The following is a 13161-nucleotide window of genomic DNA, read 5'->3' as shown; positions in this document are numbered from 1 at the left end:
TTTAGTTGCTCCCTTCTTCGACGCCTTTCCGGGCCCGTTTTGGCAGGATTTCGCCCCTGTAAATCCAGACCTTCACACCGATGCGTCCATAAGTCGTGTGCGCCTCAGACAACGCGTAATCGATATCCGCGCGCAGCGTGTGCAGTGGAACCGTGCCTTCCGAGTACCCCTCGGTGCGGGCAATTTCCGCGCCGCCCAAGCGCCCGGAAACCTGTACGCGAATGCCCTTCGCGCCGTTGCGCAGCGAACGCTGAATCGCCTGCTTCATGGCCCGGCGGAACGACACGCGGCGAGCGAGCTGGGCAGCAATGTTGTCGGCCACCAGTTTCGCGGAAAGGTCAGGATTCTTGATTTCCGAAATGGAAATGTGCACCCGTTTCCCAGTCAAGGCATTCAGTTCGTTGCGAAGCGCGTCGACCTCCGTACCGCCCTTCCCGATGACCATGCCTGGCTTCGCCGTATGAATCGTGATGTTGATCCGCGTGGCAGCCCGGTCGATGTCCACAGACGCAACCGCAGCGTCCTTCAGCCGCCGGAACACGTACTGGCGGATTTTCAGGTCTTCATGCAGCAGGTCCTGATAGTCTTTCTTGTTCGCAAACCAGCGGGACTCCCAATCTCGAATGATACCGATACGCAGTCCAACAGGATTTACCTTTTGACCCATTCGCCGTTATCCCTCCTTCTTTTCGGCAACAACCACCGTAATGTGACTCGTGCGCTTGAAAACGCTGTATGCCCGTCCCTGTGCACGAGGGTGGAATCTCTTCAACGTCGGTCCCTGGTCAACAAAGACCTCTTTCACAAACAAATTGTCAACGTCCAGGTTGTGGTTGTTCTCCGCATTCGCAACCGCGGAGCGCAGTACTTTCTCAACCACCGGAGAAGCGCCGCGTGGCGTGAACTTCAGAATCGCCAGCGCCTCTCCAACCCGCTTTCCGCGGATCAGGTCCACTACGAGCCGCACTTTGCGCGGTGCGATTCGGATGTACCTGGCCACGGCGCGCGCTTGCGTCGCTTCCATGCTAAGTTCCTCCTTCTAGTCCACCGCTTAGCGGGATCTCGAAGCTTTTTCGTCGCCCGCGTGACCCTTGAACGTACGGGTCGGAGCGAACTCGCCAAGCTTGTGACCGACCATATCTTCGCTGACATAGACCGGAACATGCTTTCGTCCGTCATGCACACCGAATGTATGTCCAACAAACTGCGGGAAGATGGTCGAGCGGCGCGACCACGTCTTGATCACGCGCTTCTCTCCACTCGCATTCATTGCTTCTACCTTTTTCATCAGGTAATCGTCGCAAAATGGTCCTTTCTTTAAAGAGCGACCCATGCTCCTGTCCTCCTTTCTGGAGCCGGCCCAACCAAGTGCATCGGGACCGGCGCGACCGGAATCGAATTACTTCTTCCGACGACGCACAATGTACTTGTCGGTCGGATGATTCTTCTTCCGCGTCTTCTTGCCGAGGGTTGGCTTGCCCCACGGAGACATCGGCGACTTGCGGCCGACTGGCGCACGCCCTTCGCCACCGCCGTGCGGGTGGTCCACCGGGTTCATGACGACACCGCGGACCGTCGGACGCTTGCCCAGCCAGCGGGAGCGTCCCGCCTTACCGATGTTGATGTTCTCGTGGTCGAGGTTGCCGACCTGACCAATGGTCGCGCGGCACTCGAGGCGGACCAAACGAACTTCGCCAGAACCGAGGCGGACCTGCGCGTAGTTGCCTTCCTTCGCCATCAACTGCGCCGACGCGCCAGCCGAGCGAACCATCTGTCCACCCTTGCCAGGTTTCAACTCGACATTGTGGATCACGGTACCGACCGGAATGTTCGCGAGCGGAAGCGCGTTGCCTGGTTTAATGTCCACATCCGGACCCGAGACGACGACGTCCCCCACTTTCAGCCCGTGCACCCCGAGAATGTAACGCTTTTCGCCGTCCGCATAATGCAGAAGCATGATGCGCGCTGACCGGTTCGGATCGTACTCAATGGTTGCAACCTTCGCCGGAACCCCGTCCTTATTGCGCTTGAAATCAATAATGCGATACTGCCGCTTGTGGCCGCCGCCGTGATGGCGCACCGTAATCTTGCCCTGGTGGTTTCGGCCAGCCCGCTTCTTGAGCGGTGCCAGCAGTGACTTCTCGGGTTGATCAGTGGTCAACTCTTCAAAAGTCGACACCGACATAAATCGCCGTCCCGGTGAAGTTGGGCGATACTTTTTGATGCCCACTGACAGAACCTCCCTTTCCGCGCCGGGTCATCCCCGGCAACTCGTGCCTCGGCGTTTCCGCCGCCTGCCGTGTTCAGGCGCCTTCGAAGATTTCGATGGCTTTCGAATCCGGCGTCAGCTTCACGATGGCCTTCTTCCACTCGGATGTATATCCGACGTTTCGGCCGACCCGCTTCTTCTTCGCCGGAACAATCATCGTATTGACCTTCTCCACCTTGACGCCAAACAGTTTTTCAACCGCCTGGCGGATCTCGGTCTTGTTGGCCCGCTTGTCGACTTCGAACACGTACTGATGATTTTCCATCAGGCTCGTGGACTTCTCGGTAATGACCGGCCGCTTAATCAGATCCCGCGGATCCATCAGGCGAACACCTCCTGCACCTTGGCAATGGCGTCCTTGGTCAGCACCAGCGTGTCGTGACGCAGCACATCGTATACGTTGACACCATTGGCCCCCACGTATTTCACGCCAGGAATATTGCGCGTCGAACGCGCAGCATCATCTTGCGGCTGTGCGTCCACAATCAGAGCCTTCTCGAGCGAAAACCGTTTTAACAACGCCGCCACGTGTTTCGTCTTGGCTTCCGGCAGCTCGAGGTTTTCCAGCACAAGCAGCTTCCCGTCATCCACCTTCGACGACAGCGCGCTGTACAGCGCTAAGCGGCGAACTTTCTTCGGGATGCGGAACTTATGGGACCGAGGCGTCGGACCAAAGACCACGCCACCGCCCGTCCACTGCGGCGCACGCGTGCTGCCCTGACGCGCGCGGCCCGTTCCTTTCTGGCGCCATGGTTTCCGTCCACCACCGCGCACTTCCGAACGACCCTTCACATCGTGGGTGCCCTGACGCTGTCCTGCCAGGTACATCAGGACCACCTGGTGCATTAAATCCGGACGCACCGGCGCACCAAACAGCCGTTCATCCAGTTCGATTTCACCCACCTGGTCGCCATTCACATTGAATACAGCCACTTTCGGCATTTGATTGCCCTCCTTTCAGGCTTGCTTACGCCTTCTTCGCCGTACGAACGGTCACAAAGGCGTTTTTGGGCCCAGGAATTGCACCCTTCACCAACAACAGGTTGCGCTCCGCGTCCACCCGCACGACCACCAGGTTCTGAACCGTCGTACGCGCGCCGCCCATGCGCCCAGCCATTGTTTGACCTTTGAACACGCGGTTTGCCGCAATCGAACCCAGCGAGCCGACACCACGATGGTATTTGGAACCGTGTGCCATCGGACCGCGATGCTGGTTGTGCCGCTTGATGGGGCCGGCGTAACCTTTGCCCTTCGACGTACCAATGACGTCTACAATTTCGCCTTCCGCGAACACATCTGCGCCCAGCAGCTGGCCCACCTCATACTGCGACAGGTCTACACCGCGCAGTTCGCGAACGTACCGCTTCGGTGCCGTGTTCGCCTTTTGCGCATGTCCCTGTTCAGCCTTGGTGGCCCGCTTCGGCTTCTTGTCCGCAAACCCTAATTGAACAGCCTCATACCCATCAGAGGCCACTTCTTTCTTTTGAAGAACGACGCAGGGGCCTGCTTCTATCACAGTGACCGGAATAACGGTGCCGTCTTCCGTAAACACCTGTGTCATACCCAACTTGCGCCCCAAGATGCCTTTCATAAACGCACCTCCCTGGAGCCGAACGGCGGCGTATTCCCGACCTCCGCTCCGAATCCCGCAGCAGACCGCGTAACAACGGTGCCACGCATGTCATACCGCTTCCTTACGATTACAATTTAATTTCAATATCCACGCCAGACGGCAGATCGAGCCGCATCAGTGCATCCACAGTCTGAGGCGTCGGATTGAGAATGTCGATCAAACGCTTGTGTGTCCGCATTTCAAACTGCTCGCGCGAATCCTTGTACTTGTGCGGTGCACGGAGAATCGTGTAGACCGTACGTTCCGTCGGCAACGGAATCGGACCGGACACGTGTGCGCCAGACCGCTTCGCGGTATCGACAATCTTCTCAGAGGACTGATCAAGAATTTGATGATCGTACGCCTTCAAGCGGATCCGAATCTTCTGCTTCGCCATATGTTTCCCTCCTTTGTCGCCCAATGATTTGGACATGCTCCACAGAAATTCTCCTCAGTGGTGCCCCATATGGCATGGGCACATGAGCAACCTTCTGCTTCATAGCCGTCAGAGACCAACATTTGAAATTATACTAGACGTTCACCCCAAACACAAGCACAAATCACAAACAATCAACAAACGAGGGAGCCAAGTATTTCTTGGCTCCCTCGTAAATTGGAAACTCGAATTACTTCGAGATCTGGCTGACAACGCCTGCGCCCACGGTACGGCCGCCTTCACGAATTGCGAAGCGCGTCCCTTCCTCGAGGGCGATGGGGGCGATGAGCTCAACGTCCATCGTCACGTTATCGCCAGGCATCACCATTTCCGTGCCTTCCGGCAGCTTCACAACGCCCGTCACGTCGGTGGTGCGGAAGTAGAACTGCGGACGGTAGCCGTTGAAGAACGGTGTATGGCGTCCACCTTCCTCTTTCGTCAAGACGTACACCTCAGCCTTGAAGGCGGTGTGCGGCTTGATGGAGCCCGGCTTCACCAACACCTGGCCACGCTCCACATCCTTACGCTCCACGCCGCGGAGCAGCGCACCGATATTGTCGCCAGCCTGCGCAGCATCGAGCAGCTTGCGGAACATCTCGATACCGGTCGCGACCGTCTTGCGGCTCTCTTCTGCCAAACCGACGATCTCGACTTCGTCGCCAACCTTCAACGAACCGCGTTCCACACGACCCGTTGCGACTGTACCACGGCCCGTAATCGTGAACACGTCTTCGACCGGCATCAGGAACGGCTTGTCAATGTCGCGCTCCGGCGTCGGAATGTAGTTGTCAACCGCATCCATCAGTTCGTCGATCGCCTTGGTCCAGTTCGGGTCGCCTTCGAGCGCCTTCAACGCGGAACCGCGGATGACCGGGATGTCGTCGCCCGGGAATTCATACTCGGACAACAGTTCACGGACTTCCATTTCGACGAGTTCGAGCAGTTCTTCGTCGTCGACCATGTCGCACTTGTTCAGGAACACAACAATGTAAGGAACGCCGACCTGACGAGCAAGCAGGATGTGCTCACGGGTTTGTGGCATCGGACCATCTGCCGCAGACACAACCAAAATCGCACCGTCCATCTGGGCAGCACCGGTGATCATGTTCTTGACATAGTCAGCATGGCCCGGGCAGTCAACGTGGGCGTAGTGACGAGCATCCGTCTCGTATTCCACGTGCGCTGTATTAATCGTAATACCGCGCTCGCGCTCTTCCGGAGCCTTGTCAATTTCATCGTACTTCTGCGCCTGCGCCTTACCCTTCGAAGCCTGGATGGTGGTAATGGCAGCAGTCAACGTGGTCTTGCCGTGGTCAACGTGACCAATCGTGCCAACATTCACGTGCGGTTTGCTGCGATCAAATTTCGCCTTTGCCATTAATGAGTCACTCCTTCACTTTACTCGCCTTTGTTCTTGGCGATGATTTCTTGCGCGATCGACTTCGGCACTTCCTCGTAGCTGTAGAACTCCATGGAATAGGTGCCGCGCCCTTGTGTACGAGACCGCAGGCTCGTCGAATAACCAAACATCTCGGACAGCGGAACGAAGCCGCGAATGACCTGCGCATTTCCGCGCCGATCCATCCCTTCGACACGCCCGCGCCGGGAGTTGATATCTCCCATGATGTCCCCCATGTATTCTTCGGGGACTGTGACCTCGACGCGCATGATGGGCTCGAGCAGCACCGGCCCAGCCTTCGCGGCACCAGCCTTCAAGGCCATCGAACCCGCGATTTTGAAGGCCATTTCCGAGGAGTCCACATCATGGTACGAACCGTCGATGATGGTCGCCTTCACGTCGATCATCGGGTATCCAGCAACCACACCATTCTGCAGCGCTTCCTGAATCCCTTCGTCAACCGCAGGAATGTATTCCTTCGGAACGACACCGCCGACAATCTTGTTTTCAAAGACATAGCCAGCACCGCGTTCCAGCGGTTCCAGGATGATTTTGACATGGCCGTACTGACCACGTCCACCCGACTGACGAACGAACTTGCCTTCCTGCTCGACACGCTGGGTAATCGTTTCCTTGTACGCAACCTGCGGACGGCCCACATTGCAGTCGACCTTGAACTCGCGCTGCAGACGGTCGACGATAATCTCCAAGTGCAGCTCGCCCATACCGGAGATGATGGTCTGTCCCGTCTCCTGGTTGGTGTGCGTCCGGAACGTCGGATCTTCTTCCGCCAGTTTCGCGAGCGCAATGCCCATCTTGTCCTGGTCGGCCTTGGTCTTCGGCTCGATCGCGACGTCAATCACGGGGTCTGGGAATTCCATCGACTCCAGGATGACCATGTTCTTGTCGTCACACAAGGTGTCACCCGTTGTGGTGTCTTTCAGCCCCACCGCAGCCGCAATGTCCCCGGCATACACGGTGTCGATTTCCTCGCGGTGGTTCGCGTGCATCTGCAGGATACGTCCAATGCGTTCACGCTTGCCCTTCGTCGAGTTCATCACATACGACCCACTGGAGATGGTTCCGGAGTAGACCCGGAAGAACGCCAGCTTACCCACGAACGGGTCGGTCATGATTTTGAAAGCCAACGCCGCGAACGGCTCGTCATCACTGGAGTGACGTTCGATCGCCTCGCCGTCCATCGTCACACCCTTAATGGACGGAACGTCCAGCGGAGACGGCAGGTAGTCCACCACAGCGTCCAGCATCGGCTGAACACCTTTGTTGCGGTAGGACGAACCGCACAGCACCGGGAACAGTTCCACATTGCAGGTGCCCTTCCGGATCGCGGCTTTCAGTTCAGGAACGGTGATTTCTTCCCCTTCCAGGTACTTCATCATCAGTTCCTCGTCCACTTCCGCGGCAGCCTCAATGAGTTCCGTGCGGTATTTTTCCGCCATTTCCTTCATGTCTTCCGGAATGTCCCGAGCTTCCGACGTGGTCCCGAGGTCATCCGTATAGATGATGGCCTTGTTCTCCACAAGGTCAATCATCCCGACAAAGGTGTCTTCCGCGCCGATTGGCAACTGAATCGGAACCGCCTTGGCACCGAGGCGCGTACGCATCTGCTCCACGCAGGACAAGAAGTCGGCCCCGATGATGTCCATCTTGTTCACGTACGCAATACGAGGGACGTGGTACTTGTCCGCTTGACGCCACACCGTCTCGGACTGAGGCTCCACGCCGCCTTTGGCATCAAACACGCCGCAGGCGCCATCGAGAACGCGAAGCGACCGTTCCACCTCGACCGTGAAGTCTACGTGGCCCGGCGTATCAATGATATTGATACGATGGCCCTTCCACTGCGCAGTCGTCGCGGCCGACGTGATCGTGATGCCGCGTTCCTGCTCCTGGACCATCCAGTCCATCGTTGCAGCGCCATCGTGCACTTCACCAATCTTGTGAACGCGGCCCGTGTAAAACAGGATGCGCTCTGTCGTGGTGGTTTTCCCGGCATCGATGTGCGCAATGATCCCGATGTTTCGCGTCTTCTCTAGAGAAAATTCACGCGGCAAGGAACACCCTCCTTCCCTTTGGCTGAATTCGAGTTTGTATTTCCAGGGTGCATGCCTTACACCGCACTCACCCTACCAGCGGTAGTGGGCGAACGCCTTGTTGGCCTCAGCCATGCGGTGCGTGTCTTCCTTCTTCTTCACGGCGCCGCCCGTGTTGTTCGCAGCGTCCAGCAGCTCATTGGCGAGCTTTTGTTCCATCGTCTGCTCACCGCGCAGCCGGGCGTAGTTCACCAGCCAGCGAATGCCGAGAGTCACCTTCCGTTCGTTGCGAACTTCGACAGGGACCTGGTAGTTGGAACCACCCACTCGGCGCGCCTTGACCTCCAGCACCGGCATAATGTTGCGGAGCGCCGCCTCGAACACTTCCATGGGGTCTTTGCCCGTACGCTCGCGAATGGTATCAAACGCGCCGTACACAATCTTCTGCGCGACACCCTTCTTGCCATCCAGCATCACTTTGTTGATCAAACGAGTGACCATACGGTTCCCGTAAATCGGGTCAGGCATGACTTCCCGTTTTGGTACTGGTCCTTTTCTTGGCATGCTTACGCCTCCTTCCCTAGTGAGTATTTCAGAACAGCGTGTTCGCCCGGAAGAGAAGCCAATCTTCCACTTTGCGAACGGCGCCTTGTTTGTTTCACGCTTGGCAGGTCATACGCCTTACGCCTTTTTCTTCGCACGCTTGGCGCCGTACTTGGAGCGCGCCTGCTGGCGGTCTTTCACGCCTGCCGTGTCGAGCGCGCCGCGCACGATGTGGTAACGCACACCCGGAAGGTCCTTGACACGGCCGCCCCGCACCAGTACCACAGAGTGCTCCTGCAGGTTGTGGCCAATTCCCGGAATGTACGCGGTCACTTCAATCTGGTTCGTCAACCGCACACGAGCATATTTCCGGAGCGCCGAGTTCGGCTTCTTCGGAGTCATTGTGCCCACGCGCGTGCAAACACCGCGTTTTTGCGGTGACGGAAGGTCCGTCTGATCTTTCAAGTGACTGTTGTACCCCTTTTGCAGCGCCGGCGCAGTTGATTTCTTGACAATCGCCTTGCGTCCTTTGCGGACCAGCTGATTCATCGTCGGCATAACTGCACCTCCCTTCTCATCACAATCCAAAACACCCTGAACTCTTCATGTCCACAGTGCCTGGTGGTTCATGCACGGGCAGACAAAAGCGGAACTGCAGTTGAAGCGCATACGAAACCCCGCCAGTCATTTAGCCGGGGTATCGAATCATTCGGTTGACACAGCCGGTTCTAGTCTTCCAGAATCGCTGCGGTCGCCGCACCCACTTCAATGCCGCAAGCCTTGCCCAATTGCTTCATCGAATCCACCCAAAAGATTGGAATCCCTCTCTCTTGAGCGGCGGACACGAGCGGACGAGTGACGCGCTCTTCTGCGTCCTTTGCAACAAACAACTCGCGAACCTTCGACTGTTGTAACGCCTTGGTCGTCTGGTTTGCCCCGATGGTTCGCTTTGTCGCCAGGTGGATGCGATCAAGAGACATCGCAGGAGCCTCCCCCAGACTAGACCATGCTTTAGGCACACTCAGAGATTCTATCATCCTGCAGACAGCAGTGTCAACTTCCATCGCAAGGAATTTGAAACGGCGGTCGGCGCACCTGCCCGCTCCGTGTTCACTCTGCATCTGTCCGCGCATCACCAGCAAACGGGGTGCCACACGCCCCAGTGCGTGCGACACCCCATATGCAACCACTCAGGACTCAGAGACAGGCACCGGGTCATCTGTGGACTCAGCTTCGTCCGCAGGCGCCTCCGTCTCTTCAGCAGGCGCGACCACCTCGATGTGCCGGTACCGAGACATACCGGTTCCAGCCGGGATGAGCTTGCCAATAATCACATTCTCCTTCAAGCCCAGCAGCCGGTCGACCTTGCCCTTGATGGCGGCCTCCGTCAGGACACGCGTGGTCTCCTGGAACGACGCCGCGGACAGGAAGGAGTCCGTCTCAAGCGACGCCTTCGTAATCCCGAGCAGCGCCGGCCGTGCCACAGCAGGCTCTCCGCCAGCCAGCAGCGCTTTACGGTTCTCCTGCTCGTAGTCGAACAGGTCTACATACGCGCCGGGAAGCAGGTCGGTATCGCCCGCGTCGAGGATGCGGACCTTGCGCAGCATCTGCCGAACCATGACCTCGACGTGCTTGTCGTTGATATCCACGCCCTGCAGCCGGTATACGCGCTGCACTTCACGCAGCAGGTAGTTTTGTACGCCTTGCAGACCCTTGACGCGCAGCATTTCCTTCGGGTCGACGGAGCCTTCCGTCAACTCGTCCCCGGCCTCCACCGGCTGGTTGATCGAGACGCGGATGCGCGAGCCGTACGGGATGGCGTAGACCTTCGTCTCGCTCTCGCCTGTCACTTCCACCTCGCGCTTGTCCTTGGCTTCGCGAATGTCGGTGACCACACCGTCGAACTCGGTGATCACGGCTTGACCTTTCGGGTTGCGCGCTTCGAACAATTCCTGAATACGCGGCAGACCCTGGGTGATGTCGTCGCCTGCGACACCGCCCGTGTGGAACGTGCGCATCGTCAGCTGCGTACCCGGCTCACCGATGGACTGCGCGGCAATAATTCCGACCGCTTCGCCAATCTCGACCATCTTACCGGTCGCGAGGTTGCGCCCATAGCACTGGACGCAGACGCCGTGACGCGTACGGCATGTCAGGACGGAGCGAATCGTGACTTCCTTGATGCCGGCTTCGACAATCGCCGTCGCAGCTTCCGCATCAATCAGCTCGTTCTTCGAGACAATTTTCTCACCGGTCTCGGGATGGTACACATCCTGGAAGGCAACGCGGCCTTCGAGGCGGTCGGCGAGATCTTCAATGACTTCTTTGCCGTCGCGGATTTCCGCCACGCGCAAGCCCTTGTCCGTGCCACAGTCCACCTGGCGAACGATGGTATCCTGCGCCACGTCCACCAGGCGGCGCGTCAGGTAACCGGAGTCAGCGGTCCGCAGCGCCGTGTCCGCCAGCCCTTTCCGCGCACCGTGCGTGGAGATGAAGTACTCCAACACCGTCAGGCCTTCGCGGAAGTTCGACTTAATCGGCAGCTCGATGATGCGGCCGGACGGGTTGGCCATCAAACCGCGCATGCCTGCGAGCTGCGTGATCTGCGAGTTGCTGCCGCGCGCACCGGACGTTGCCATCATGTAAATGGAGTTGAACTCGTCCATGCTGGTCATCAGCGTCTGAGACAGCTTCTCTTTCGCTTCCGTCCAGATTTGGCTGAACGAGACGTACCGTTCTTCTTCCGTAATCAAACCGCGGCGGTACTGCTGCATCAGGCGATGGTCGCGGGCTTCTGCCTCTTCGATGATCTTCGCCTTCTCCTCCGGCACGATGATGTCCGCGACGGAGATGGTGATGCCGGCCCGCGTCGAGTAATGGAAACCCAGCTTCTTGACTTTGTCCAGAATCTCACTGGTCATCGTCGTACCGTAGCGGCGGAAGCACTCGCCGAGGATGTTCCCCAGGTCCTTCTTGATAATCGGCTTCGGAATCGGCCGCGCTTCAATCCGCTCGCGGATGTTGACGCCCTTCTCCAGGACAAACGTCTCGTCCGGCGCCCCCTCCAAGAGGTTGCTCTTCGCCGCCGAGTTCAGGTACGGGAAGTCGGCCGGGAACACTTCGTTGAAGATCAACTTGCCAGGCGTCGTCAGCAGCATGCCGTTCTGCTGAGCCGGCGTAAAGGACGTCTTGCCCAGCGATGCCGCCGGCAGGGCGATCCGGCTGTGCAGCGTGATCTCATGGTGCTGCAGCGCCATGTACACTTCGAACGGGTCGGCAAAGATTCGGCCTTCGCCCGGTGCGCCGCGCTTTTCGATGGTCAGGTAGTACGGACCCAGCACCATGTCCTGCGTCGGCGTGACGACCGGCTTGCCGTCTTTCGGGTTCAGGATGTTGTGCGCCGCCAGCATGAGCAGACGGGCTTCCGCCTGCGCCTCGGCAGACAGCGGCACGTGCACAGCCATCTGGTCGCCGTCGAAGTCCGCGTTGTAGGCGGTGCAGACGAGCGGATGCAGCTTAATCGCGCGCCCTTCCACCAGCACCGGTTCGAACGCCTGAATGCCCAGGCGGTGCAGTGTCGGTGCGCGGTTCAAGAGCACGGGATGCTCCTTGATGACATCCTCCACGACGTCCCACACCTCAGGCGAGACGCGCTCCACTTTCCGCTTCGCACTCTTGATGTTGTGTGCGAGTCCGCGGGACACCAGTTCTTTCATCACGAACGGCTTAAACAGCTCGAGCGCCATTTCTTTCGGCAAACCGCATTGGAACATGCGCAGTTCCGGTCCGACAACAATGACGGAACGGCCGGAGTAGTCGACGCGCTTTCCGAGCAGGTTCTGACGGAACCGGCCCTGCTTACCCTTGAGCATATGCGACAAGGATTTCAGCGGGCGGTTGCCGGGCCCTGTCACCGGACGGCCGCGGCGGCCGTTGTCGATGAGCGCGTCCACGGCTTCCTGCAGCATGCGCTTTTCGTTTTGCACAATGATGTCCGGCGCCCCCAGGTCAAGCAGACGCTTCAGACGATTGTTGCGGTTGATGACCCGGCGGTACAGGTCGTTCAAGTCGGAGGTCGCAAACCGGCCGCCGTCCAGCTGCACCATCGGCCGTAAATCCGGCGGGATCACGGGCAGCGCTTCGAGAATCATCCAGCTGGGATGGTTGCCCGAATTGCGGAACGCCTCCAGTACTTCAAGCCGCTTGATGGCTCGATTGCGGCGTTGTCCCTGCGCGGTGCGCAACTCCTCCTTGAGCATCTCAACTTCCCTGTCCATATCGATGTCCAGGAGCAGTTTGCGAATCGCCTCCGCGCCCATGCCAGCCTGGAAGGCGTAGCCGTACTTTTCGCGATAGGAACGATACTCCTTCTCGCTGAGCAGCTGCTTCTTCTCGAGCGGCGTATCGCCCGGGTCGGTCACCACATAGGAAGCGAAGTAAATGACCTCTTCGAGTGCGCGCGGCGACATGTCGAGCACCAGGCCCATGCGGCTCGGAATGCCCTTGAAGTACCAGATGTGCGAGACCGGCGCAGCCAGTTCGATGTGGCCCATGCGCTCCCGGCGCACCTTGGCACGGGTCACTTCCACGCCGCAGCGGTCACAGACAACGCCCTTGTAACGAACCCGCTTGTATTTTCCGCAGTGGCACTCCCAGTCGCGCTGAGGACCAAAAATCTTTTCGCAGAACAAGCCTTCCTTTTCAGGCTTCAGCGTCCGGTAGTTGATCGTCTCCGGCTTTTTCACTTCACCGTGCGACCAGGACCGGATTTTTTCCGGTGAGGCGAGCCCAATCTTCATAAACTCGAAGTTGTTGACATCCAGCAAGGAGCATCCTCCCTTTTTCTTC

The 13161-nt window shown here is 58.4% G+C and carries 14 protein-coding genes; all 14 read right to left on the bottom strand.

Features of this window, described 5'->3' with window-relative positions; all coding sequences use genetic code 11:
* Window position 1: 1 nt before the first annotated feature.
* The 14 genes from rpsC to rpoC all read right to left on the bottom strand — a co-directional run bounded on the left by rpsC (window position 2) and on the right by rpoC (window position 13139).
* Window positions 2-667, bottom strand: coding sequence for a 30S ribosomal protein S3 (rpsC, locus tag JI721_RS07770; protein ID WP_274457450.1), 666 nt, complete (start codon window positions 665-667; stop codon window positions 2-4).
* A 6-nt stretch (window positions 668-673) separates the two neighbouring features.
* Window positions 674-1024 (bottom strand): 50S ribosomal protein L22, encoded by a 351-nt coding sequence (gene rplV / locus JI721_RS07765; RefSeq protein ID WP_274457449.1) that lies wholly within the window; start codon window positions 1022-1024, stop codon window positions 674-676.
* Between the two features lie 27 nt (window positions 1025-1051).
* Window positions 1052-1333 carry a 30S ribosomal protein S19 gene (gene rpsS, locus JI721_RS07760; protein WP_274457448.1) on the bottom strand — a complete coding sequence of 94 codons (282 nt, stop codon included), beginning with the start codon at window positions 1331-1333 and terminating at the stop codon, window positions 1052-1054.
* 66 nt (window positions 1334-1399) lie between these two features.
* Entirely contained in the window at window positions 1400-2230 is an 831-nt protein-coding gene (gene rplB, locus JI721_RS07755; RefSeq protein ID WP_274457447.1) for a 50S ribosomal protein L2, read from the bottom strand.
* A gap of 73 nt (window positions 2231-2303) precedes the next feature.
* Window positions 2304-2594, bottom strand: a complete 291-nt coding sequence (gene rplW / locus JI721_RS07750) for a 50S ribosomal protein L23 (RefSeq protein WP_274457740.1) — start codon at window positions 2592-2594, stop codon at window positions 2304-2306.
* A complete protein-coding gene (rplD, locus tag JI721_RS07745) occupies window positions 2591-3211 on the bottom strand; it encodes a 50S ribosomal protein L4 (RefSeq protein WP_274457446.1) in 621 nt (206 codons plus the stop codon). The genes rplW and rplD overlap by 4 nt, the downstream gene beginning before the upstream one ends.
* 25 nt (window positions 3212-3236) lie before the next feature.
* Complete coding sequence (rplC, locus tag JI721_RS07740; protein ID WP_274457445.1) at window positions 3237-3860, bottom strand: 50S ribosomal protein L3; 624 nt, start codon at window positions 3858-3860, stop codon at window positions 3237-3239.
* A 109-nt stretch (window positions 3861-3969) separates the two neighbouring features.
* Entirely contained in the window at window positions 3970-4278 is a 309-nt protein-coding gene (gene rpsJ / locus JI721_RS07735; RefSeq protein WP_274457444.1) for a 30S ribosomal protein S10, read from the bottom strand.
* A gap of 229 nt (window positions 4279-4507) precedes the next feature.
* Window positions 4508-5695 carry an elongation factor Tu gene (gene tuf, locus JI721_RS07730; protein ID WP_274457443.1) on the bottom strand — a complete coding sequence of 396 codons (1188 nt, stop codon included), beginning with the start codon at window positions 5693-5695 and terminating at the stop codon, window positions 4508-4510.
* Between the two features lie 20 nt (window positions 5696-5715).
* On the bottom strand, window positions 5716-7791 hold the full coding sequence (gene fusA, locus JI721_RS07725) for an elongation factor G (protein ID WP_274457442.1): 2076 nt from the start codon (window positions 7789-7791) through the stop codon (window positions 5716-5718).
* 72 nt (window positions 7792-7863) lie between these two features.
* Complete coding sequence (rpsG, locus tag JI721_RS07720; protein ID WP_274457441.1) at window positions 7864-8334, bottom strand: 30S ribosomal protein S7; 471 nt, start codon at window positions 8332-8334, stop codon at window positions 7864-7866.
* A 117-nt stretch (window positions 8335-8451) separates the two neighbouring features.
* Window positions 8452-8871 (bottom strand): 30S ribosomal protein S12, encoded by a 420-nt coding sequence (gene rpsL, locus JI721_RS07715; RefSeq protein WP_274457440.1) that lies wholly within the window; start codon window positions 8869-8871, stop codon window positions 8452-8454.
* Between the two features lie 170 nt (window positions 8872-9041).
* Entirely contained in the window at window positions 9042-9293 is a 252-nt protein-coding gene (locus tag JI721_RS07710; RefSeq protein WP_274457439.1) for a ribosomal L7Ae/L30e/S12e/Gadd45 family protein, read from the bottom strand.
* Between the two features lie 210 nt (window positions 9294-9503).
* Entirely contained in the window at window positions 9504-13139 is a 3636-nt protein-coding gene (gene rpoC / locus JI721_RS07705) for a DNA-directed RNA polymerase subunit beta' (RefSeq protein ID WP_274457438.1), read from the bottom strand.
* Window positions 13140-13161 lie beyond the last annotated feature (22 nt).

This window comes from Alicyclobacillus cycloheptanicus (assembly GCF_028751525.1).
Taxonomy (GTDB): Bacteria; Bacillota; Bacilli; order Alicyclobacillales; family Alicyclobacillaceae; genus Alicyclobacillus_L; species Alicyclobacillus_L cycloheptanicus.
Note: the sequence above shows the minus strand (reverse complement) of the source record. Positions and strands in the feature narration are given on the sequence as shown.